The 24,694-nt window shown below is 38.2% G+C and carries 16 protein-coding genes; 1 reads left to right on the forward strand and 15 read right to left on the reverse strand.

What is annotated here, in order from left to right; translation table 11 throughout:
• Positions 1 to 721: 721 nt before the first annotated feature.
• The 3 genes from QUE86_RS05580 to QUE86_RS05590 all read right to left on the reverse strand — a co-directional run bounded on the left by QUE86_RS05580 (position 722) and on the right by QUE86_RS05590 (position 7,113).
• Positions 722 to 2,335, reverse strand: a complete 1,614-nt coding sequence (locus QUE86_RS05580) for a hypothetical protein (RefSeq protein ID WP_286259741.1) — start codon at positions 2,333 to 2,335, stop codon at positions 722 to 724.
• An 828-nt stretch (positions 2,336 to 3,163) separates the two neighbouring features.
• On the reverse strand, positions 3,164 to 4,753 hold the full coding sequence (locus QUE86_RS05585) for a hypothetical protein (protein WP_286259743.1): 1,590 nt from the start codon (positions 4,751 to 4,753) through the stop codon (positions 3,164 to 3,166).
• Between the two features lie 248 nt (positions 4,754 to 5,001).
• Complete coding sequence (locus tag QUE86_RS05590; RefSeq protein ID WP_286259745.1) at positions 5,002 to 7,113, reverse strand: YjbH domain-containing protein; 2,112 nt, start codon at positions 7,111 to 7,113, stop codon at positions 5,002 to 5,004.
• A gap of 864 nt (positions 7,114 to 7,977) precedes the next feature.
• Here QUE86_RS05590 and QUE86_RS05595 point away from each other — a divergent pair.
• Positions 7,978 to 9,387 carry an MBL fold metallo-hydrolase RNA specificity domain-containing protein gene (locus tag QUE86_RS05595; protein WP_286259748.1) on the forward strand — a complete coding sequence of 470 codons (1,410 nt, stop codon included), beginning with the start codon at positions 7,978 to 7,980 and terminating at the stop codon, positions 9,385 to 9,387.
• A 542-nt stretch (positions 9,388 to 9,929) separates the two neighbouring features.
• On the opposite strand, the gene galU is transcribed toward QUE86_RS05595, so the two are convergent.
• The 12 genes from galU to QUE86_RS05655 form a co-directional block, all read right to left on the reverse strand.
• Positions 9,930 to 10,838 carry a UTP--glucose-1-phosphate uridylyltransferase GalU gene (galU, locus tag QUE86_RS05600; RefSeq protein WP_286259749.1) on the reverse strand — a complete coding sequence of 303 codons (909 nt, stop codon included), beginning with the start codon at positions 10,836 to 10,838 and terminating at the stop codon, positions 9,930 to 9,932.
• 381 nt (positions 10,839 to 11,219) lie between these two features.
• Entirely contained in the window at positions 11,220 to 12,230 is a 1,011-nt protein-coding gene (locus tag QUE86_RS05605) for an NAD-dependent epimerase (protein WP_286259751.1), read from the reverse strand.
• Between the two features lie 301 nt (positions 12,231 to 12,531).
• Complete coding sequence (locus QUE86_RS05610; protein ID WP_286259754.1) at positions 12,532 to 13,698, reverse strand: nucleotide sugar dehydrogenase; 1,167 nt, start codon at positions 13,696 to 13,698, stop codon at positions 12,532 to 12,534.
• 200 nt (positions 13,699 to 13,898) lie between these two features.
• Positions 13,899 to 15,857 carry a polysaccharide biosynthesis protein gene (locus QUE86_RS05615; RefSeq protein WP_286259756.1) on the reverse strand — a complete coding sequence of 653 codons (1,959 nt, stop codon included), beginning with the start codon at positions 15,855 to 15,857 and terminating at the stop codon, positions 13,899 to 13,901.
• Positions 15,858 to 16,190: 333 nt separating this feature from the next.
• A complete protein-coding gene (locus QUE86_RS05620; RefSeq protein ID WP_286259758.1) occupies positions 16,191 to 17,612 on the reverse strand; it encodes a phosphomannomutase in 1,422 nt (473 codons plus the stop codon).
• A 76-nt stretch (positions 17,613 to 17,688) separates the two neighbouring features.
• The gene (locus QUE86_RS05625) at positions 17,689 to 19,095 is read right to left on the reverse strand and encodes a mannose-1-phosphate guanylyltransferase/mannose-6-phosphate isomerase (protein ID WP_286259760.1); all 1,407 of its coding nucleotides are present in this window, start codon (positions 19,093 to 19,095) and stop codon (positions 17,689 to 17,691) included.
• A gap of 77 nt (positions 19,096 to 19,172) precedes the next feature.
• A complete protein-coding gene (locus QUE86_RS05630) occupies positions 19,173 to 19,766 on the reverse strand; it encodes a sugar transferase (protein WP_286259762.1) in 594 nt (197 codons plus the stop codon).
• The gene (locus tag QUE86_RS05635) at positions 19,759 to 20,928 is read right to left on the reverse strand and encodes a DegT/DnrJ/EryC1/StrS family aminotransferase (protein ID WP_286259765.1); all 1,170 of its coding nucleotides are present in this window, start codon (positions 20,926 to 20,928) and stop codon (positions 19,759 to 19,761) included. Before QUE86_RS05635 ends, QUE86_RS05630 begins: the two co-directional genes overlap by 8 nt.
• An 11-nt stretch (positions 20,929 to 20,939) precedes the next feature.
• Complete coding sequence (locus QUE86_RS05640) at positions 20,940 to 21,692, reverse strand: glycosyltransferase family 2 protein (protein WP_286259766.1); 753 nt, start codon at positions 21,690 to 21,692, stop codon at positions 20,940 to 20,942.
• Positions 21,693 to 21,712: 20 nt separating this feature from the next.
• On the reverse strand, positions 21,713 to 22,942 hold the full coding sequence (locus tag QUE86_RS05645) for an O-antigen polymerase (protein ID WP_286259768.1): 1,230 nt from the start codon (positions 22,940 to 22,942) through the stop codon (positions 21,713 to 21,715).
• Positions 22,935 to 23,510 (reverse strand): GNAT family N-acetyltransferase, encoded by a 576-nt coding sequence (locus QUE86_RS05650; RefSeq protein ID WP_286259770.1) that lies wholly within the window; start codon positions 23,508 to 23,510, stop codon positions 22,935 to 22,937. The genes QUE86_RS05645 and QUE86_RS05650 overlap by 8 nt, the downstream gene beginning before the upstream one ends.
• A complete protein-coding gene (locus QUE86_RS05655; protein WP_286259771.1) occupies positions 23,500 to 24,693 on the reverse strand; it encodes a glycosyltransferase family protein in 1,194 nt (397 codons plus the stop codon). Before QUE86_RS05655 ends, QUE86_RS05650 begins: the two co-directional genes overlap by 11 nt.
• Position 24,694 lies beyond the last annotated feature (1 nt).

The following is a 24,694-nucleotide window of genomic DNA, read 5'->3' on the forward strand; positions in this document are numbered from 1 at the left end:
CCACCGTAGGCTTCACGCTTGCTTGGCGCGTCTTAATTCAGCACCAAGCCTGCAAATTAATAACGAACCCACAAACAATGTCACTCGGCTAAAAACTGACAGCTGATGGCTCTTTAAACATATTTGAACCACAGAGGTCACAAAGGCGCTTCGCACTACACAGAGAAAACCAAATTGTCACAAAGAGGACAAGAGACGCTTCGCTGAAGAGGAATAAATTAAGATGTTTTTGGTTTACTCATTCACTTCTCTTTGTGTAAAAGTTTTTAAATTCGTAGGAACGGCTTTAGCCGTGAATTGCTCTAAACACTTCGGCACTAAAGTACCTCCTACGAGGTAGGCCTATAAACAATACCGTTCGACTCCAAACTGACTGCTGAAAGCTGATGGCTCGTGATTCACTTCTCTTTGTGTAAAAGTTTTTAAATTCGTAGGAACGGCTTTAGCCGTGAATTGCTCTAAACACTTCGGCACTAAAGTACCTCCTACGTGGTAGGTCTACAAACAACACCGTTCGGCTTCAAACTGACAGCTGAAAGCTGACGGCTCGTGATTCGCTTCTCTTTGTGCAAATATCAATTTGTTCGCCCCCCTAGCAGCAAACAAACACAGTACTAACAAACAGCGCAATTCAGCCTGATGGCTATTAAAAAATAGACATAAAAAAAGCCGCATAAAGCGGCTTTGTATTAGGTTTCTACCTAAATATTACTAACAAATTTTAACCACCAGTTACTGGTACTTGATTACATGTAATTGGAACTTCACCTGTTAGAGTATCTGACTCTTGAACATTCGTGAAGTCAAACGATCGTGATTGACCACCATCAGAAACTTTTACACCCCGAACAGTTACACGAACTTTATAATCAGCACCTACTTGTAAGCCGGTAAGGTCAAATGTTGAGGCTTGAGTTCCGCGGCTGGCAAGCGATGCTGCTTTACCTTGTTTAGCGTAAGTTACAATAGCGCCAGAAAGGTCCACTTGTTTTGTATTGTCAGATGAACAAACACCCTCTAAAGTTAGAATGTTATCAAACGTCTCAATAGGATTATCTAAGTCTAAGTTTACATTACCACAAATAGATACATTACTTTGTTTAAACCATTCTGAACCTGTGTGGTCATATACTCGAACAGTTGCAGTTGCATCTTTCGAAATACCATATCTTGTAGATATAGATGAAGGTATTAACAATCTTGATGTTTGGCCTTGCCTAATATAACTACTAGCGGATCCATCAGTTGAAGAAATTGAAACTGCTAGGCCTCTTCTTGGTACTGTACCACTCGTTATAACAACATTTACACCAGCCTCACAAACCGGCGCAGACTTATTAACGGAGAAAAATGTTAAGTGATCTGTTGAAAATGATGCATTGTAAGAGCCATCAGCATTCATCGAAGTAATCGTTGCTTTGTTAGGCTCTTGTTGCCAAATGCCTGTGTCTTCATTATAAGAAGCAAGATCAAGCGTATCATTTACAGCAACGCCGCTATCAGCAGGAACTACCACTGATACATCAATTGCCGGGTCGAATTGTTTGATTTTAGTATCACCAGCAGTCATTGTAATCTGAGTTACACCTACTGACGTAGCAACTGCTGCCGCATCTGCAGCATTTAAACCTTCAGGAATAATTACACCAGTAGTCTCTTTGCTTGAATCAGCAGCCAATACATTCAACGACACTGTACCACCAGAAATAGCATCGCCATTAGCATCTTTCAACGTTGTACCAGCTGGTACAGTTACGTTTGAGTTAGCGCCATCTTTGCTTGCGTTAGCTGTGATTGCGTCAACAGTTGTTGCGTCTGTTAATTCAGCTTCTGTAGATGCTTGTGCAAGGCCTTCTGTGTCATCTGAAATTAAACCAAACTGAAGAGGAATATTGTTTGAACCTTCATCAACTTCAACGTCTAAATCAACGATAAAACTTTTGGTAACATAACCATCATATGTAACTTTAGCTGTTACTTCACCAGATGCACCTTCTTTTGAAAGGAAAGTAAAGTTACCAGTATCATCAACCGTTACCATGTTTAGATCTTCACCATTAACATCTGTAAGGCTTGTTGCAGCTTCACCATCAACTAAAAAAGTAACCATTGCACCTTCAAGTGCATCTGAATTTGTAAGGTCGATTACGTTAGCTGAATAAATTTTAGATGGCTGCTCAGTAATAAGTGTATCTGGCGGAACAGCCACTGTTACCGGTGGTGGCTCAACTGGATCCGGCTCATTTTTGTCGTCATCACTAGAACAACCCGAAAGCGCAAATGCTGCAGCCACAGACATAGCAAGTAGCGTTTTTTGGTTAGTATACTTATACATTCCTTTTTCCTTTTGAAATCATAATCTAAAGTAGAGTTTTATTAATCTGTTACAACTAATTTTTCGCTAAAAAAGTCGAAATAATTAAAAAGTATTCTTTTGCGCTCAGTAAAGCATAGGAATTAATAAATATATATTAGAACCACACCACGAACTTTACAAATAAATAATTAAATAAACTTAAAATTAACAATTCATTGTTAATTTTTAAAGAGCAAAAGAACCAGAAGTTTCGCTTTAGAAGAATAAATTTAGAAAAAATAGTTAGGTATAGACGATATAAATTTCACACCTAATCACGGGAGCGGCTTTGTAGGAATGGATTGGAACATATCGAACACAGAGCACAGAGGCGCTAGGCTTTAGAGGGTAACAAACCAAAATTCATCCTAGTTTTTAACTTTGTGCAATAGCTCTTTCATTTGTAGGAAGAGCTTTAGCCGTGAAGCTTTTTGTTTTGAACCATAGAGCACACAGAGCCGCTGCGCGCTACATAGAAAAGCCAGTATTTAAAAGAGGTTTGGTCTCTATTCCTTTATGCTCTCTGTGTCCTCTGTGGTTGGAAAAAAGACCTTTAATTCACAAAGAGGATAAGAGGCGCGTAGCTTTAGAGAAAATAATTATTACTTTCTCATTTTCTTCTTATTCTTTTCTCTCTGTGAATATCATTTCGTTCCCCTAGCATTCGCAGCAATAGCATCAAACGAACACAGTACTAATAAACAACACAATTCCGGCTGGCGGCTATTATATTCCAAACAAAAAAAAGCCGCTTAAAGCGGCTTTTTATTTAAGGGTTAAACCCTCAATTTTACTAACAAACTTTAATTAGCCGCCAGTTACACCAGTAGATACATCACATGTTAACTGTTCAGTTTGTGACTTAGCTGTACCATCAGCAGTAATAGTATACGTTTTATCACCAATAGATTTTAACGTATCTTTGTACTTAACTGTAACTGTATACTCTTCGCCAGAAACAAGGCTCGCTAAAGAGTATTGACCAGCTTCACCTGTAGGACGTGCAACTTTCTTAGCTTTACCAGAAAGGCTGTACTTAACTAACGCACCAGAAGCAGGGATCGAAACATCTTCATCATTGCTACATTGAGCAGTTAAAGAAAGTGTCTCATCAACATAGTCAACAGGTGAAGTAAGCGTCACATTAACGTCACCACAAACTGGAACTTCACCTTCACTTGCAAACCAAAGATTTCCAGAAGCATCACGAACAGTAACTTTTGCAGTCGCGTCAGAAGAAATGCCGTAAAAACTTGCAGTTGAAGCCCTGATTAATGTGACCTCTGAGCTATTAGCTCGGATGTATCCACCAACACCAGCATCTGCAGATGCCATTGTTACATACAAACCTGCTGCTGGTGCTGGCTCACTAAGAAGCAAGCGCATATCTGAAGAACATGAAGGTTGGCTATCTACTACAGAGAAGAAAGTTAAGTGGTCAGTTTCAAAACTTGCATTATAGAAGCTGCCATCTGCAATTAAGTCTTTAACTTCAGCTTGTTGCGTTTCAGTAGTCCAAACACCCGTGTCTTCGTTTTGAGAAACAAGCGTTAGCATGTCACCAGTTGAAACACCTTTGTCAGCAGGGATAGCCATTGAAACAGTAATTGGTTGAGAAAACTTCTTAACTTTAACGCCATTGCTGTCAACCATTTCAACGCTTGCAACACCTACAGGAGTTAAAACTGAAGTAGCACCAGCAGAATTTAAGCCTTCAGGAGTAATAGCAGCACCTGCAGTAGTACTAGTATCAGCCGCTGTCACAGACAGAGACACAGATTCGCCAGTGATTAGGTCACCGCTAGCATCTAGTAATTGAGTACCGCCAGGAACTGTTACAGCAGCTGTAGCTTTACCATCTGCCACACCACCAGTAATAGCATCTGCAGAGCTACCACCAGATACTGATGCGTCAATACTTTGCTGAGCTACACCTTCTGAGTCTACCGAAGTTAGAGATAAAGCAACTTCTACATCACCTTCGCTAAGCTGCGTAAGATCGATTGTAAATGATTTTTGAATGTAACCTTCAGCCATAACAACAGCAGTTACTGACTCTGCATCAGAATCATCTGCAAGTTGAAAAGTAAAGCTACCATCTTCTGAAACAACAGTTGCTAGTGCATTACCGTCTAAATCGACAAGGCTAGTGCTTGCAACACCATTTTCATAGAACATAACAGTCGAAGCAACCGCATCAAATGAAGCACTATCGACAATGTTAGCGTTCACTACAGCACCAAGCTCAGCAGGCGCTTCAGGTGGAACAACAACTTCTACAGGTGGATCTACCGGATCTGGTACGACATCATTTTTGTCATCATCACTCGAACAGCCTGAAAGAGCAAAAACTGATGCAACAGACATTGCAAGTAGCGTTTTTTTGTTAGTAAACATAGGGAGTCCTTTTATTCCTTTTTAAATTAACATTTCTAAAAATAAAGTCGTTAGTTAACCTGTTGCACCCGATTGTTGCAATTAAGTTCAATAACTGTACAAAAATTAACTTAAGGTTAAATAACAAACATTCAGTTTGCAACCGATATTTTAACATCATTAAGGCTTACTTAATAATTAAATTAGCCCCAAGTAATAACTATAGTTAAAATTTACATATTCATATAATAATTACAATGGCAAAATTGTTACCGATATTTACTATACACTTCTTTTAACCTTGTGAGATTACTGTAAACATACTGGGTCGACATACGACCTTGATTAAATAGCGTACTGTCTAAATTAACAGCTTTACTAGGCACATAAGCTTGATTAAATACTAAAGTATTTTTCGATTCACCCACTTGAGTGCTCACACCATAACGCCATGCAGACGAGCCTTTGATTTGCCCGTACTTAGATACTGCCATATCTTTTCTTGGTGAAAGCGGAATACTAAATGCAATGCCCACTTTTTTTACGCGGGTATCTTCTGCATATATTGCTAAATAACTATCGCCGAACCAAAAACGGCTTTCGACTCGAGCACCAGTGTCTTCATACCAAAAGTTACCAGCCGTAGCATGAAGAGTAATATCTTGCTCTACCCAGTTATATTGGTAAGAGATTGTTTGATACTCTTTACTCGTGTCGTAATCCTCATATTCAAAATAACCAAAATCAGCAGTAACTTTATGGCGGCCTTCTGGGCTTAACCAGCCTGTTTCGTTACGAATACCCATAAAATCATAACGATCTTTTAAATAACCTAATTGTGTTTGGTTATAAAAGCCCCAAGGCAGTGCGAATGTTTGGTAAAACATAGCACGGTCGAAATCGCTTTCTTCACGATAATTTCTAAATGGAGCGTCTTCTTCGTAGTCATCACTGTCGGTAACATGTACTTGACCTCCCAAGCTTATGCCAGCCCCTTTCCATAAAGGTATGTCAACATCGGCTCTGAGTGCTAAAGAGTAATCCCACACACCTAACTCTGTTGCATGGCTACTTGTTAAAGCAGGAGAAAGAGTTAAACGCGGTTTAAAGTATGGGTTGTTAGCTTTAGTGAGGCCTATCCAGGCAATACCTGCTGGCATTGCCATTGCACCTATATTCACATTTAAATCTGGGTTTGCATTATCTGCTAAAAAGGCATTGTAGTTACCAATTGTGCCACTAACATGAAATTGCGCTATTTCGTATTTTTCGAGCTGCACATAAAACTGTGTACTTTCATTATCAATATACTCAGCAATGCGACCAAGCACCAAACCAAGGGCATCAATATCATTTTGGTTAAATATAGCGTTTTCAAACTTAACAATTAACTGATTTTGCTTGTTATAGCCTACTAGCACATTTTCAAAGCCATCATTAGCCAAGGCACGCTTTAAAGCATGAGCTTGGGTATTCATTTGCTTTTTATTTACTGGTAGCGGCGATGTTTTTTCTGCGGTATAAGCAGGCTTACTAACTTTGCTTGGCGAGTTATAAACTACTTGGTTAGTTGTATTAATAGTTGGTTTAGATGTTGTATTAACAGCAACTGGCGCTGGCTCTAATTGTTTAATTTTAGCAGCGCGCGGGCTTAACGGCAGGCTAAAGTTAATACCCCAGTAGGTATCGTCTTCTGCAAAGTCAGAGTTACTATAAAAACGGCTAGTAAGTGTTAGCGAGCCTAAATCATACAGCCATTCTTTAGGAACGGTAACGCGGGCTGCAGCATTAAACGCATCAGCATCATGCTCTGCAAGTAAAGCAAACCACTCAAACGGTTGCCACTCTACCCCTGCAAATGGGCCATCCATTTGGCTTGAGAGGCGGTCACTTACTGAGTAACCTGCCGAAAATCTAAAATCCCATAACTCTTTTGAGGCAACAGCATAGTAAGTTTCGTAGTTGTTGGCTGCACCACCAATATCTTTTGCACCTACAGCAACACTAAACCAGTTTTTTGGAATGTAAGGTAGTTGGTATTTTGCATTAAAAGAAAGGTCACGAAGTTGGCCGCGCCCTTCGCTGTAAAACATGTTGTCATGCATTGAGTTAGCAGCTATCTGGCCACTTACTTCAAGGCCATCGAACAAGCCAGCAGAAAATATGTAGTTGTGGCCATCCATATACTGAACACCACGCAAATCAAGCTGGTTATTGTAACCAATATCGATCATGCCTTTATCGAGAACACTTGCGTTTGGCGTATTTATAAGCCCAGAATAACCAGAAAACGATTGATAAACAGTAACTTTGTCTGCTGCAAAAGTTGGGGCGCATAGAGTAGCTAACCCACCTAAAATCAAAGTGTTCGCCTTAAGCATAACTCGAATCCATGAAGAACTATTTAGAATTTTAATTAACGCCAATATAGCATTAATTAACTAAATTAGTTAGCTATTCATATCTAAAAAGTTAATACAAAGGGTAAAGTTTTTACTTTGGCTTTTATATTTATAAAATGATTAAACTAGTTTAGGAAAAGCCATTCAGTACTGCACTCTTGAGAAAAAGATCTTTAATTCACAAAGAGGCTAAGAGGCACTGCGCTTTAGAAAAAATAGAATTAAGTAAGTTATTGGTTTACCCATTCTCTTCTCATTCACTTCTCTTTGTGTAAAAACAATATTTGAACCACAGAGAACACAGAGGCGCTTCGCGCTACACAGAGAAACCAATATTTAAAAGAGGTTTGGTCTCTCCTTCTCTTCCTCTATGCTCTCTATGTCCTCTGTGGTTAGAAAAAAGATCTTTAACTCACAAAGGCGCTGCGCTTTAGAGAAGAACAAATTAAGTAAGTTCTTGGTTTACCTCATTCTCTTCTCATTCACTTCTCTTTGTGCAAATATTCTCGGCACTGAAGTACCTCCTACGAGGCAGGCCTTTGATAAAGACTCACGTACAACACAATTCGGCTTCAAACTGACAGCTGAAAGCTGATGGCTCACTAAATTTCACGCCTACATCAAACGTAGGCGTCACGCTTGCTTGGCGCGTCTTAATTAAGCACCAAGCCTACAAATTAATACAGAACACGCAAACCACACCGTTCGGCTCAAAACTGACAGCTGAAAACTGATGGCCCGTGATTTATGAAAATTCCATCACTCCATGTTGAACTTTGCTCGTTGCCGTTATAATCAATAACCTCTATGCTGAACATATGCTTCAAAAATAAGGATATAATTATGCATATCAAACACCACGGAGCAGTTAACGGTGTTACAGGCTCGTGCCACCAGCTTATTATTGACGAATACAACTCAATACTCATTGATTGTGGGCTGTTTCAGGGCGAAGACAGTCACGAAGATCTCAACATCGACTTTGATATATCTACAGTAAAAGCGCTTATAGTTACCCACTGCCATATTGATCATGTAGGTCGCATACCTTACCTATTTTTAGCTGGCTTTAAAGGGCCAATTTATACGTCTATCGCTACCGCAAAACTACTACCACTCGTTATTGAAGACGCCTTAAAACTAGGCGTAACACGTGATGAAGCCATAATAAATACTTGTATAAGAAGACTAAAACAGCAACTTGTTCCCCTCGATTTCAACAAGTGGTACCCCATCCCAGTAGGAGTGGGCTTTAGTCCCGAACAAACAGCCTCAAGCAACCAAAACAACGAAACTTTGTTTAAACTCCGCTTACAACGTGCTGGCCATATTCTTGGCTCTGTCTATGTAGAAATTGAGCTTGGCAAAAAGCCAAATAACCACAGAGTGGTATTTTCTGGTGATTTGGGGGCGCCTTACACACCGTTATTGCCTTCGCCTAAACCGCCCTACCGCGCAGATACGCTTGTGATTGAATCTACCTATGGTGATAAAAACCATGATGGCCGTAAGGCACGGGGGAAGGTTTTAAAAAATATTATAGAGCGAGCCGTTGCAGATAATGGCGTTGTGCTTATTCCTGCGTTTAGTATTGGCCGTACGCAAGAGCTACTTTATGAGCTAGAGCAAATTATTCACTCTGCTCGCAAAAATTCAATGTGGCATAAGCTGCAAGTAATTGTAGACTCGCCCATGGCTGCTAATTTCACTGCAGAGTACCAACACTTTAAAACGCTTTGGGATAACGAGGCAAAAAGGCGCATAAAACAAGGTCGCCATCCGTTAGACTTTAGCCAACTTCATACGATTGATACCCATCAAGAGCACATGGCACTCATTAACTTTTTAAGTTCAAGGCAACAGCCAGCAATTATAATCGCAGCCAGTGGCATGTGCACCGGTGGTAGAATCGTTAATTATTTAGAGCGGTTTTTACCTGACAAAACAACCGATATTATTTTTGTGGGTTATCAAGGTAAGGGGACGTTAGGGCGCGATATTCAAACTTATGGGCCTAGAGGTGGCTACGTTTATATTAATAACGAAAAGGTTTATATAAATGCAGCAATACATACCATCAGTGGCTACAGCGCCCACGCAGATCAAAGCGGTTTAATAAGGTTTGTAGCGGGCATGAAAAAGAAACCAAAGTTAATCAAAATTGTTCACGGAGATGACGAAGCCAAAGCAACTCTGGCTACAAAATACCAAGTCCTATTGGGCGATAAAACCAAGATTGAAATAGCTACTTAGATTTATCTATTTATATTGCTTTGAACCACAGATTACACAGAGAAAAAATTGTAATAAGAGGTTTTACCTTAGATAGCGGTCTGTGCCACCTGTGGTGTAATTTGATTTGAATAATTTGAACCACAGAGTACACCGAGGCACTTCGCGCTACACAGAGATAACCAAATTAATTCTAAAACTCATAAAACACCAAACTGAAGAGAAAGTACCTTATACCTCTTTCTCTCACTCTATGCTCTCTATGTCCTCTGTGGTTATAAAAAGATCTTTGATTCACAAATAGATTATTAGACGCTTCGCTTTAGAGAAAAAAGCTTAAATACCTCCTTTTCTTCCTCTGTGGTTCAATCAAGCTCTCCGCGCGAAATAAATTTCACGCCTACGTATTAAATTTCACTTCAGTAACAAGTCCACACATTCACCTTAAATCTCTTATCTAACTATGTGATCCTAGTATCATTCCTGTCTAAGATTATATTTAATAAACAAAAACGCCTGCACAAAGTGCAGGCGTTTGAATATTTCAGAAGCTCAAAAACAGATTAAACAGCTTTCAAGTGACTCACTTTAGGCTCAACCATTTCACTTAAAAACTCAGAAAACTCATCACCTAGTTTTTCATCTCGCATACTGTACTCTACAATCGCTTTTAAATAACCAAGCTTGTCACCGCAGTCGTGAGCTCGGCCACTCATGTGGAAAGCCTCAACAACTTCTGTTTTCATTAGCTCATCTATGGCATCTGTTAATTGAATTTCGCCACCAGCACCTGCAGGTGTTTTAGCAAGTAAAGGCCAAATAGCTTTTGATAACACATAACGGCCAACTACAGCTAAGTTAGACGGAGCTTCTTCAGCCTTTGGTTTTTCAACCATAGTTTTAATTGGTGCGCTTTCGCCCGCTTTAATTTTAACGCCACCGATATCAGCAATACCGTACTTGTGCACACTTTCTTGCGGTACAGGTTCAAGCATAATTTGACTTGCTTTAACATCTTTAAAACGCTTAACCATCGCGGCAATGTTTTCGGTTTTTTGATCAGCAGTGTAACCATCTAAGATCACATCTGGCAGAACTACAACAAAGTCGTCATCGCCGACGATTGGTTTTGCACACATCACTGCGTGACCTAAGCCCATAGCTTCGCCTTGGCGAACATGCATAATGGTTACATCTGGTGGGCAAATAGAACGAACTTCTTCTAGCAGTGTACGCTTTACACGCTTTTCAAGCGTTGCTTCTAGCTCAAAGCTAGTATCAAAGTGATTTTCAATAGCGTTTTTTGAACTATGGGTCACTAATACAATTTCTTTAATACCTGCAGCAACACACTCGTTTACGATGTATTGAATTAGTGGTTTATCAACTAACGGCAGCATTTCTTTAGGAATTGCTTTAGTCATTGGAAGCATACGAGTACCAAGGCCCGCAACTGGGATCACTGCTTTCATATTAAGTCCCTTATCTAATAATTTAATCTACAATAATACCAAACTAACAGTACCAATGTAGATACAAGCTGAATGGTTTTTAATTTTATTTTTCGTTAATACTAATGTTCACTAAGAGGTTATGAGACAGAAATACTAGTTGAATCCATCCTTTTCTTCCTCAGTGCTCTCTGTGACCTCTATGGTTCGAATTAGATTAAAGATAGAAAAACTCTATGAACCACAGAGTACACCGAGGCGCTTCGCGCTACATAGAGAAACCAAATTTTCACAAAGAGATTATGAGACGCTGGGCTTTAGGTAAAAAGCTCAAAATAATCATCCTCTGTGCTCTCTGTGACCTCTATGGTTCAATCAAGATCTTTACAACACCAAAAGAGTTTATTGTTTGTTATAAAACTCTTTATACCAACTAATAAGCTCAGCTACACCTTGCTTAACACCTACTGCAGGTTTATAACCTGTAGCTTTGTATAAATCTTGTGTATCAGCATAGGTTTTATAAACATCACCAGCCTGCATTTCGCGGAAGTTCTTTTGAGCTTCAATACCCAGCTCGCTTTCAATAGCACTAATAAAGTCCATTAAGTTAATTGGGCTACCATGACCAATGTTATACACCTTAAACGGTGCTGAACTTGTTGCCGGCGAACCAGTTTCAACTTTCCAGTTATCATCACGTTCAGGTACTACATCAGCAGAACGTACAACACCTTCAACGATATCGTCGATATAAGTAAAGTCACGCCACATATCGCCATTATTGTTTATGTCGATGGTATCGCCATCGAGAATCTTTTTAGTAAAGATATAAGGCGCCATATCTGGACGCCCCCATGGGCCATAAACCGTGAAGAAGCGCAATCCTGTTGTAGGCAAGTTATACAAGTGCGAATAACTATGAGCCATTAGCTCATTGGCTTTTTTAGTCGCAGCATAAAACGACACCGGATGGTCAACACTGTCGGTTGTTTCGAATGGTGTTTTTTCGTTTAAGCCATAAACAGAGCTAGAAGACGCATAAACCAGGTGCGCAACATTATTGTGACGGCAGCCTTCAAGTACATTTAAATGACCAACAAGGTTTGAATCTGCATAAGCATCAGGATTCTCAATTGAGTAACGCACGCCTGCTTGTGCTGCTAAATGAATAACACGATCAAACTGCTCATTTTTGAAAAGTTCAGCCATTGCAGTACGCTCTGCAATATCAAGTTTAACAAAGTTAAAGTTACTGTTATCTTTAATTAACTCTAAGCGGGCTAGTTTTAAATTTACATCGTAATAGTCGTTTAGGTTATCAATACCAACAACGGTATGCCTTTGTGCTAATAGTTTTTGGCAAGTAGCTGCGCCAATAAAACCCGCAGCTCCGGTTACTAAATATTTCATTTTATTCTACTTTTTAGAGCCCAAGGGCCGCCAATTCTTTTGACTTAATTAAAGCTTTAATGCTCTTACTTTGAACCACAGAGTACACCGAGGCGCTACGCGCTTCACAGAGAAACTAAAGATAAAGAGACGCTGCGCTGAAGAAGTAAAAATTAAGTAAGCTCTTGGTTTACCTCGTTCTCTTCTCATTCACTTCTCTTTGTGAAAATATTTTTGGCACTAAAGTGCCTTCTACGATGTAGGCCTTTGGTTAAGGCCTACAAACAACACCGCTCGGCTCAAAACTGACAGCTTTTTCGCATTAATCACTACCAAACAAATCGCGGGTATACACTTTATCTGCAACATCTTGCAACTCTTCAGCCATGCGGTTCGATACAATTACATCAGAGATACTTTTAAGCTCATCAAGGTTTTTAATTACACGCGAATTAAAAAACGCTTCGCCCTCAAAGGTTGGTTCGTAAACCACAACCTCAATACCTTTAGCCTTAATACGTTTCATAATGCCTTGAATAGCCGACGCTCTAAAATTATCTGAGCCAGACTTCATCACTAAACGATAAATACCCACCACTTTTGGCTTGCGGTTAATAATAGAGTTAGCAATAAAATCTTTACGAGTCGTATTGGCATCAACAATTGCACGAATCATGTTGTTCGGCACGTCTTGGTAGTTAGCTAAAAGCTGCTTTGTGTCTTTTGGTAAACAGTAACCACCATAACCAAACGATGGGTTGTTATAGTGTTTACCAATACGCGGGTCTAGGCCTACACCTTCAATAATTTGTTTTGCATCTAAACCATGGCTTTCGGCGTAGCTGTCTAGCTCATTAAAATAAGCTACACGCATTGCTAGGTAAGTGTTCGAAAATAACTTAATTGCCTCTGCTTCGGTTGAGTCAGTGAATAAAATATCAATGTCAGTTTTTACAGCACCTTCTGCCAATAAATTTGCAAATACTTTCGCACGCTCACTTTGTTCGCCCACAATAATACGTGATGGGTGTAAGTTATCGTAAAGTGCTTTGCCTTCACGTAAAAACTCAGGCGAAAAAATAATATTATCGGTATCAAACTGCTCTTTAACATCCTTGGTATAACCAACAGGGACTGTTGACTTAATAATCATGGTAGCGGTTGGGTTTATTGCTAATACATCGGTAATTACTGACTCTACAGATCGAGTATTAAAATAATTTGTTACAGGGTCGTAATCGGTAGGGGTAGCAATTACAACAAACTCTGCACCTACAAGTGCTAACTCTTTGTTAGTTGTAGCAGTAAAATTAAGTGATTTGTTGTTTAAAAAATCACTAATTTCCTTATCTACGATTGGCGACTGTTTGTGTTGTAATTGAGCAACCTTCTGCTCATCAATATCTAAAGCAACAACCTTGTTATGCTGCGCTAAAAGCATTGCGTTAGACAAACCTACATAACCCGTACCAACTACCGCTATTTTCATTTAATAATATCCTTTCGTATAAGCCGCACCTTCACTAGAAGATACTTATTTTACTAATATTATAAGCAACATCAGCTTTAGTTAGAACCTATAAAAAAGCTAATTGAGCTGTATGTAATACTCTTAAATAAATTTCATGACTTTAAAAACAATTAAAGCGCGAATAATCGCGCTCAAAAAGAATAAAAACACTAAAAATTCTAACCTTTAAAGTTAACAACCTTATTTGACTGTTCGTCATTTGCGATGGGGTTGGCTTGTTTAGCATTCCAAACTAGGTCACAAATACCATCAGTCGGGTTAAAGCCTGTAGGTGCATCGAGTAATAACTGGCGAATTGTTTGGTGATCAAAATTATGACAAGCAATATCCAACGCTTCTAAAAACACATTAAGCTCAGGGAGTGGCAACATAACTTCGTTTGCAGTCATTATACGCTCGTGCGATGTTTCGCCAACGTTATCGCCAATAAGTAGCTCTTCAAATAACTTTTCGCCTGGGCGAAGGCCAGTACATTCTATAGCTATATCACCATGCGGATTTGCGTCGTCTTTAACCTCAAAGCCAGATAAGCGAATCATTTTTGTAGCTAGGTCTTTAATTTTTACAGACTCACCCATGTCGAGTACAAATACATCACCGCCTTTACCCATAGAGCCCGCTTGTATTACAAGCTGCGCAGCCTCAGGTATAGTCATAAAAAAGCGAGTAATGTCTGGGTGAGTTAATGTTATTGGCCCACCCTCTTTAATCTGCCTACGGAATAACGGTACAACTGAGCCACTCGAGCCAAGTACATTACCAAAACGTACCATGCAAAAACGGGTAGTATGTTGTTTACCTTTATTTTGTGCTAACCCTTGCAAGCAAAGCTCAGCCATACGTTTAGTGGCACCCATAACATTGGTTGGGCGTACTGCTTTGTCGGTAGAGATAAGTACAAAAGTTTCGACCTTCGCATTTACCGCGGCTTTTGCAGCATAGTAAGTACCAAATACATTATTACGTACCCCTTCTACAACATTGTGTTCAACTAAAGGTACATGTTTGTATGCAGCTGCGTGATAAACCGTTTGTACACCAAAGGCCATCATTACGGTTTCTATACGGTTAATACGCTGTACAGAGCCCATAATTGGCACTAATTTTACGTTTAAGTTGTTATGAGTAATGTATTCACTAAGCTCTTTTTCGATTGAATATAAACCAAACTCGTTTACTTCAAAAAGTACTAATTTTTTTGGTTTTTGTTTAACTATTTGCCTACATAGCTCAGAACCGATAGAACCACCAGCGCCAGTCACCATTACCACTTTATCGGTGATATTAGCTGCCATTAGCTCTGGTTTAGGGTCTACAGGGTCACGGCCTAATAAATCTTCTATTTCAACGTCTCTAAATTCAGAGAGTTTCGCTTTACCTTCAACCACATCGGCCATACCAGGTATAGATAACACGGTCACTTTTAAAGGCTCTAATTGCGCTAAAATTTGTTTACGGCGGGCACGGCTTTCACTTGGTAAAGCAAGTAACACCTTACTAACAGGGCCTTTATTTACAAGGTCGTAAATACCTTTAAAACATAAAACGGGTATACCCTGAATAATTGAGCCTTGCTTTGTTGTGTCGTCATCTATAAAAGCACGTACGTAATACTCAGGCCCAGTGTTTAATGCTGTTGCAAGCTGCCTACCTGCCGAGCCTGCACCATAAATAATGACCGACTCTTTATTAGCAGTAGTCAAACGGCCAATCATAGAGCGGGCCACAATGCGCGAGCCACCTACAGTAAGTAAACAAAGCCATGCAAAAATAAACGGCATAGTGCGCGGTATGGTTGTACCAATAAAAAACGAAATTAACACTAAAGCAACCGTGCTTATAAGTGTACCAAATACAACAGCCCACACGGCATGGGTATTCATGTAACGAAGTACTGCGCGGTATAAACCTAAGTTAATAAAAGCGAATAAAGAGGTAGGGAGTAACAAGGCCAAAAGCACCCAGTTATCAATATTGTAAATAGGTGCAATACTATCTAGCCTAACGATTAAGGCTAACCAAAAAGCCGATATAATAAAAAGTGAATCAAAGAATAAGGTTATTAACCTTTTTTTGGCGCGGGAGGCACTCAGTACAGCACGAATATATTTATCCACAACAAGCTCCCTTTCTTGTAACGACAGCAAACTTAAAGTATCGCATCCATAACTTACTCTAAGCTTAATAATTGTTAAATTTTCATAAATTATAACGTTTAAATAGCTAAAAAACCACAATCTAATACAATTTCATTAATTATTGAATTTTAAAGAAAATAAAAGGTCAAAGATCAAAAGTATCATACTAACCCTAATCTGTACTAGCTCAGACTTGAGCTGACAATAGTTACCGTTTCAAGTGGTAACTGTCAGTTTAAATTTGAGCTAAATTCTTTTCTGCTAGTGCAATTTAAAAAGTAATTTTTACTCAAAATCATACTTTAAAAAGCCTTAAAAAACTGAGCATCTATCTAAGACCTTATTTACAAGATAAAGCGCCCTTTCAGCACTGTAAGATTCTACATAGCATCTTAATTCAGGCGCATTGCCCGATGCTCTCAGATGAATTATCTCACTTTGATTAGTTGTTAATCTTAATCCGTCAATTTGACAAATAACCTCAGCCTTACCTAAGCCTAAACTATTCAGTAATTTAGCTGGATTTTCGCTTAACTCATTAATTAGAGCTTTACTTTTATCTGTTGCAAAGTCTTTCAACCTATCGCTCGCTGTAAACCTTTGTGGTAATGCAGTCAAAAGGTTTGAAATACTATCACCCATCGTCGCTACAATTAATGCAGGTAGTATTGCATCCCTTGTAGGTAGAGCTCTTAGCTCTTTTCCATTGAATTCAAAATCACTTGCTAATAGGTAACCACCATTCGCCTCAAAGCCCGCTACTCGAGTGTATTTTTGATTAAGCTCAGCAAATGCCTCTATTACGTATGGTGATCCAATCTTAGTTCTAGTAACTGTTTTGAAAAAACCTGACAATTCTATAGCTGTGTTACAGCTAACCGGTGTTGCTAGCGCTTCTATTGATAACGCTTGGCTACAAAGTAACCCCAATATATCACCTCTTAACCACTCGCCGTTTTCATCAGCAACAAGAGGCCTATCACCATCACCATCTGTTGAGAACAACATATCTAAATGATATTCTCTCACCCACTCTTTTGCTCTTTGTTTATCTTCATTAGATACCGCTTCTGTATCAATTGGAATAAACTCATTACTACGACCTAAACAAATTACTTCAGCTCCCAGTTTTTCAAAGAGCAATTTGTAAATATCTCTACCTGCACTAGAGTGCTCGTAGATACCAACTCTCTTACCTAGAAGCTTTTCGCTATCAACAAATAGATCTATATAGCGAGTTAGATATGCGTTTTTTGCTTTATCACTTAAGGGAAGAGTTATACTTGTTAAGTTCAACTCTGTAAAATTAAAATCAGAAGACAAAATAGTTTGTTCATCTTGTTTTGTGATTTCGCCATTAAGGCCATAAAACTTTAGGCCATTTCTGTCGAATGGAATATGACTACCAGTAACCATAATACTAGGCATATTATCTTGCATCGCAGTATATGCAAGTGCAGGAGTAGGTACAACCCCATAGAAAATCACATCGATATTGAGCTGGCTCAATCCCGCTGCACATGAATGAGCAATTTCAAAACTACTTGGACGATTGTCAATGGCAATGGCAATTGTGTTGAATTCATAATCACTTGCAATACTCTGAGCAAATGCAATTGAAAAAGCCGCACATACTTCTGGTGTAAAATCGGTAACTAACCCCCTTGCACCACTCGTACCAAAAGTAACACCGCTCTTTGCAATGACTTCGGAGCAAACTAACTGGCTATCCATAAAAGACCTATTTAATTTATACTGTTAAAAGCTCGAAGTTATTACAATCTATTATTGTAATAACTGATATTTAATCTTACTCCACTCGACCATAACGGTCTTCAAAACGCACTATATCGTCTTCACCTAAATACGAACCTGATTGTACTTCGATCAACTCCAGGTCAACTTTACCCGGGTTTTCTAATGCATGAACTGCTGTAATAGGGATATAAACAGACTCATTCTCTGTCACATATTGCTCGGTATCATCAATTTGTACTTTAGCTGTTCCAGACACCACGATCCAATGCTCTGCACGATGATGATGCATTTGAACTGATAACTTCGCACCCGGTTTTACTGTAATACGCTTCACTTGGAAGCGCTCACCACTATCAACTGAGTCATACTTACCCCACGGGCGGTAAACCTCTCGGTGGAAGATAACTTCTGTTCTCTTGTCTACCTTCAGTTGGCTAACGATTTGCTTTACTTTTTGCGATTCATCTTTATGTGCAACAAGTACAGCATCTTTTGTATTCACAATGACTAAGTTTTCAACACCGACCGTTGCAACAAGTTTATCATCACCAAACACTAAAGTGTTTTTTGTATCAACAGACTTAACATCACCGATAAAGGAATTACCATTTTCATCTTGCTTTGATACTTCCCATAATGCAGCAAAGCCACCTACATCATTCCAGTTAGCATCCATAGGAACTACTACAGCATCTTTAGTCTGCTCCATTACAGCATAGTCAACTGACTCATCGGGGCACCTTTCAAAAGCTTCTTTATCAACTCGAACAAAGTCCATGTCACTACTTTGTACTTGAACTGCTTTTTTACAGGCCTCGTAAATGTCTGGTCGGAAAGCTTTCAGCTCTTCAAGGTAGCGACTTGCTTTGAACAAGAACATACCACTATTCCAATAATAGTCTCCGCTTGCAATATACCCTTGAGCCGTCACTAAATCTGGCTTTTCAACAAAACTATCAACCACAAAGCCATTCCCAAATTCAGCTCCACGCTTAATATAACCATAACCAGTTTCTGGCGTAGACCCCACAACACCAAAAGTCACAAGCTTGCCCTGTTCAGCTAACAGCTTTGCTTTGTTAACACTTTCTCGGAACGCAGTTTGATCAGCAATAACATGGTCTGCTGCCAATACCAATAATAATGAGTCATTATCATCCTCAACAGCTTTAAATGCTGCTAATGCAATTGCGGGTGCAGTATTACGACCTACCGGCTCCAGAAAAATACCGCTATGCTTCACATTCAACTGACGAACTTGTTCAGCTGCAATAAAACGATGTTCTTCGTTGCAAATCAGCATTACAGGTGAATGCTCTAACCCTTTTAGTCTTAATATAGTTTCTTGAAGCATAGTGTTCTCACCATGCAATTTTAAAAACTGTTTTGGGTAATTGCCGCGAGATAAAGGCCATAAACGTGTGCCAGAGCCGCCAGCAATTATAATAGGAGATATCATAAGTAAACCTAAAATTTAACTTCTACATACGTAAAAGCGACAATGCTTCTACTTAACAATGAACCTAAAGATATAATTCAACGCAATATTTTAACAATAGTTTTTATTATTATTTTAATATCACCAATAAATGTTTTATTTCTAACGTAATCTAAATAGAGTTTTTGCTTAATAGGTAAAATCTCATCAATATAAGTCTTCCTAGGATCAAGAGATTGAAATAACATTTCACTCTCATTCCTAAACTCAATAGAAGCATTATCAGTTATACCAGGCTTTACTGATAGAACTTCCTTTTTCACAGCTTTAGGATACTCATCAATATATTCTTGGACCTCAGGTCTTGGGCCAACAAAACTCATACTACCAAAAAGAACATTAAAAATTTGTGGCAACTCGTCAAGTTTATACTTTCTCAAAAAGTGCCCAAATTTAGTAATCCTAGGATCGCGCCCTACGGTTATTTTCATTCCCATTTTTTCAGCATCTACAACCATAGTTCTGAACTTGTAAACGTGAAACTGTCGTTCATTTTTTCCAACTCGTTTTTGCTTAAAGATAATGCTTCCAGAAGAATCCATCTTAATCAGAATCGCAATCAACAAATATACTGGTAACAAAACAAAAATGCCTAATACTGAAAAAAGTATATCGAATAGTCGCTTAAGCACTCTTTATATTCTCCATCAATATAGTCTTGACTGCCTCTATTACTCTTTCGACCTGCCCATCACTCATTTTAGGATAATTAGGTAAGCTTACTATTCGGCTGTAAGCATGCTCCGATTTAGGAAAAAGTCTCGCGTCCAAGTCATAATTTTCTTTCCAATATGGTTGTCGGTGCAATGGTATATAATGGACCGAAGTCCCGATCCCGGCTTCTGACATGAGCTCAATAAAGCGCTCCCTTGAAATAGTGAGAGACTCTAAATCCAGTTGCACGACATATAAGTGCCAAGAATGGACATCCTCAGGGTTAACAACATGAGGGGTTTTAATCGGTAAATCTTTAAAGCCATTATTGTATGCTTTTGCGATTACTTCTCTTCTATCTTTTAATGCATCCGCTTTTTTTAACTGATGTATACCAATCGAAGAAGCAATATCTGTTAAGTTATATTTGTAACCAGGCGCGACTACACTGTAGTGCCATGAAGGTTTTTTTGATGTAAAACGGTCGAAAACATCACGACTTATACCATGTAAGCGCATACAAGACATCCTATCCTTGTATTCCGGATTATTAGTTACAATCATGCCACCTTCACCGGTCGTAATAGTTTTGTTTGCATAAAAACTAAAGACAGTAATATCGCCCATAGTACCAACCATTTTTCCGTTGTGGGTCGTTGGTAAAGCATGCGCAGCATCCTCAAGTATTTTAATGCCATACTGTTTAGCGATATCCATTAACTTATCAATATTAGCCGCTTGACCAGCATAATGGACTGGTATTATAACTTTAACGTTATCATACTCTTCAATAGCCCTCTTTACCTCGTCCACATCAATATTGAAGCTATCTCCTTCAATATCTACAAAAACTGGATCTGCTCCTAAATACCTAATAACTTCAGCTGTAGCAGTAAATGTATGAACAGTTGTTATTACCTTATCTCCTGGACCAACTCCAAGAGCTTCCAGCGCTAAATGAAGGCCTGCAGTAGCAGAATTAACAGCTAGAGCAAAATCAGCACCTACATAACTTGCAAACTGAGTCTCAAAATCTTTAGTCTTTTGACCAGTTGTTAACCAACCAGACTCTAAAGTATCTACTACTTCAGATATTTCTTCCTTTCCGAGCATTGGAAGAGCATATGGAATAAATTCCATAGTATTACCTCTCATTTCATTGTCCTTTTTCTTACACTATTAAAGGAGTAAAAAATAAAATTACACAATCTAAGTATTGGACTTAGCGTTTTAACAGACCAAAAAACCTTTAAAGTTCTAAAAGCAATAACAAACTTGTTTCCGCTTATTTGCCCTTTTCTAATTCGATATTTTACAAGTGGTAAATCTAATCCATGAGCTGTAAACCCACGACTTAAAAGGGTTAACCAAAGTTTGGTGTCCTGCCTTGTTCGGATAGTATCAAGATAGAATTCACCAACTATTGTTTTATCAATAATAGCTGTAGACATACCAATTTCTGTATTCCTCATATAGCTATTCAGATTCACGACCTCACTTACATTTACTCTGCCACTAATTGCGCGATCGTCTTCATCAATAAAACTATAGCTAGTATGTACTATCGGGAAGCTACCATCTTTCATATACTTAATTTGTTTTTCAAGCTTATCTGGCTCCCATAGGTCATCTGCATCAAGAAAAGCAATGACTTCTCCCTTTGCTTCTACAAGCCCAGCGTTTCTTGCTACGCCTGCGCCACCATTTTTTTCAAGCTGTATTACTCTGACTCGTTTATCTTCTTTATATTGCTCTTTTATAAACTCAAAGCTGTTATCAGTCGAGCAGTCATCAACTAAAACGTACTCCCAGTCAGAAAAAGTTTGACTAACAACTGAATCAATTGTTTTTTTGATAAATTTTTTAGCATTATACACCGGAGTGATAATCGACACCAAAGGCATATAACCCCCTGTAAGTTATGTTATTTTTCCTTGCAAAGCGCATTATGAAAAATGTAGGTAAAGTAAATTAACGTAAGCTGGACAAATGGAGTTTCACCTCTAAAGTAAATCATTGATATAATCGCTAGATAAAATGCTATAAACGCCCCAACTCCATCTCGGCTAGATAAGAAGGAATAATATAATTTTGTAAATAAAAATAGATAGAAGAAAACTTCAATAATCACACCAAAATAGTGAAACTGACTATAACCAGTTCCGATTATTGTATATGTCCTAACAGGGTTTTTTAACGAGATGTCTCTTTGTGTTATAGAAACTGTTAGTCTATTAGAAAAAGAAGTGATAGGTTTATCTTCCCAAATAAATCGTGGTACAAAATTTCCAAATGAAGCCCAAAACCAACCAGCTCCATACTCTAAACTATCTACCTCTCTCACCATGTACTCATCCAGCTCGTTAATATACTTATTGTAGTTGAGCTGGTCCTTAACAATTTTTTCATTATTTGTAGAGGCCGAATCAATGCTCGAATCATCAATTCCATGTCGTAGGTTATTAGCAACAACTAAATATGCTGGTAGTATTATAACAAAAACCATAACAAACACTGTTATACTCTTAACGCCTTTTCTATTCTTATAAAGATAATAAGCAGAAAAAGAAATAATAGGAATAACCAAAGATAATCGAGTATTAGCATATATAGCAATCATAAATATGTAGATTACCAGAACTAAGAATGCCATTTTTTTTGTATTTTCATTAGCAAGCAAATAGCCCAGCACATAATAGAACACAAATTGAGTTAATAGACTTAATGTCGATAAACCGCCGCCGGCCAGAGTATTTCCAACCAAATAATCATCTAATCTATTTCTAAAGAAGGCCCCAACAATACCAAATTCTATTATGATGCTTACTCCTGAACTAAGAGCAATTAGAAAATGAACGATAAATAAGAAAAAGAAGAAGTATTTAACAAACTTATTATCACTATTTTTGACGACTCTAAATGGCTTCTTAAACGATTTAGGTACATAAGCACAAATGATCATTATTACTGTTAACCCGATATAGACCTGGGTAGATACATAAATCTGAGGGTCTACTAATGGCGGTAACAGAAGAATCAAAAATGCTACAAAGGCTACAGCAGAAACTGGTGATACAAGATTAGAGTTTCCCCAATCAAGCCATACTCGAACGAGAAATGTCGCTACAAATATAACTGTAAAAAGTTCATGCATTTTTATTTACCATGAATAGTTTACCTTTGCTAAACCCTTCTAAAATATATCCATTCTTAATATAAAAATTTACAGCTTTAATATTTGAAGCTCTTACAGACAAACCAACATCTAGCTTGTACTGAGCCTGCAGTTCCTCTAATTTCGCGACAATTGTAGTTCCGATTCTAAGCTTGCTATACTTCCTATCACTCGTTATTGATATCAGCCGAATATTTGAAGCTGAATCTAAATGATATACTCCTGAAAAAGCCTTATTCAAAAAAAACTTAAAAACAATAGCGGGCTTTTGAAGTGCAAAATTAAATATTTTATTCTTATTATTTTTTACTAATCGTGGTAGCACGCTTTCAAAGGTTCGCCCTAAAAACGCAAAGCCCACAATCTCATTACCATAATAAGCCACAATAGAATAATCACTTAATTCCGCAATATTACTGTAATAATCGCACAGTAAAGGCAACGTAAAATGACTAGTTAAGTGATCATCCGGGTAATTTAGCTTATGTATCTCAGCAATTCTCAAAATCGAAATTTCATCAAGGTTTTGGACTAATTTAACTTCCATAAATAATTTTCTCTAACTGATTCGATATTGATCTTGACTCATACTGCTTCCCAAAAGATGCAACTTCTAAAGATGCGGTATCAGATTCAAGCATTATTTCAATAACTTCTTTGATACTGTTTTTATTGTTCTTCGCAATAAATAATGAAGGATAATCATTAAGTATTTTTAATGCCTCATCTTGTTCTTCATCACATTGAGAAATGTACAATATCGGTTGCTTGCAACCAATTGCAATAAATACCTTGCCTGGTACTTGTCGCCCATCTTTGTTCCCGACAATCACATTAACATTGCTCTTACATTGTAAATACAAAGAAGAACTATAATCGACTTTATCAAGGTCAATAAAGTTCTTAATGTTAAGTTGATTTGCGTGATTAGAAAATGCGCTTGAGCGTCTACCAGCAAGGATTAAGCCGACTTCACTATTTATATTACTTACAGCATCGATAAGCGGAAACAGACTCCTATCGTTAACAAAAGCAGTACCTATATGAGATATGTATTTGATATTTTTTGTACTCTCTAATATTAAAGATACTTTTCTCTCGCATGTTGCATTTTCAATTTCATCTGGGTTAAAACCATAACGTATTACATGACTTTTAGAGCCTATATCAAATAACTTAGCATACTGTGATAAGGTTGAGTCTGTTGTGAACAATACCGAAGTCGCATTTTCTAAAATCTTACGCTCAATATCTTCTATCGATTTACGCTTGTCTGAATTAGCGATTAAAGGTGATATAGGGTCACCGTAATCACATATTAGAGGCACATTGTACTTTTTAGACAATAAATAACCAGCTCGATGCGACTCGATACTACCAGAGGCGGTAATAATAATATCAAATTCAAAAGAGGTACTTCCCTCAAAGTTCTGCTCTACTAACTTATCAAATCCACTATACATGTCTGGGTTAGAAATTCTTTTTAAAACATTCAAATACGCAAGAAACAATTTTTCGTGAATCACTCGTAACATTTCTAGTATTTTGAACTTAAATGACAAACCAACAGGTAGAGGAGTTAACCTTGGTATCGATGAAACTAAATCTTTACCTGGATAACAAATTGAAATCTGATGTTGCTTAGCAAGATCACCAAGTATATTAGATAACCTTATCGTATGCGAATCTGAGTAAATGCCATAAGAGGTGGTTATTACAAGTATCTTCATT

It is taken from the genome of Pseudoalteromonas apostichopi, assembly GCF_030297135.1.
GTDB classification, from domain to species: domain Bacteria; phylum Pseudomonadota; class Gammaproteobacteria; order Enterobacterales; family Alteromonadaceae; genus Pseudoalteromonas; species Pseudoalteromonas apostichopi.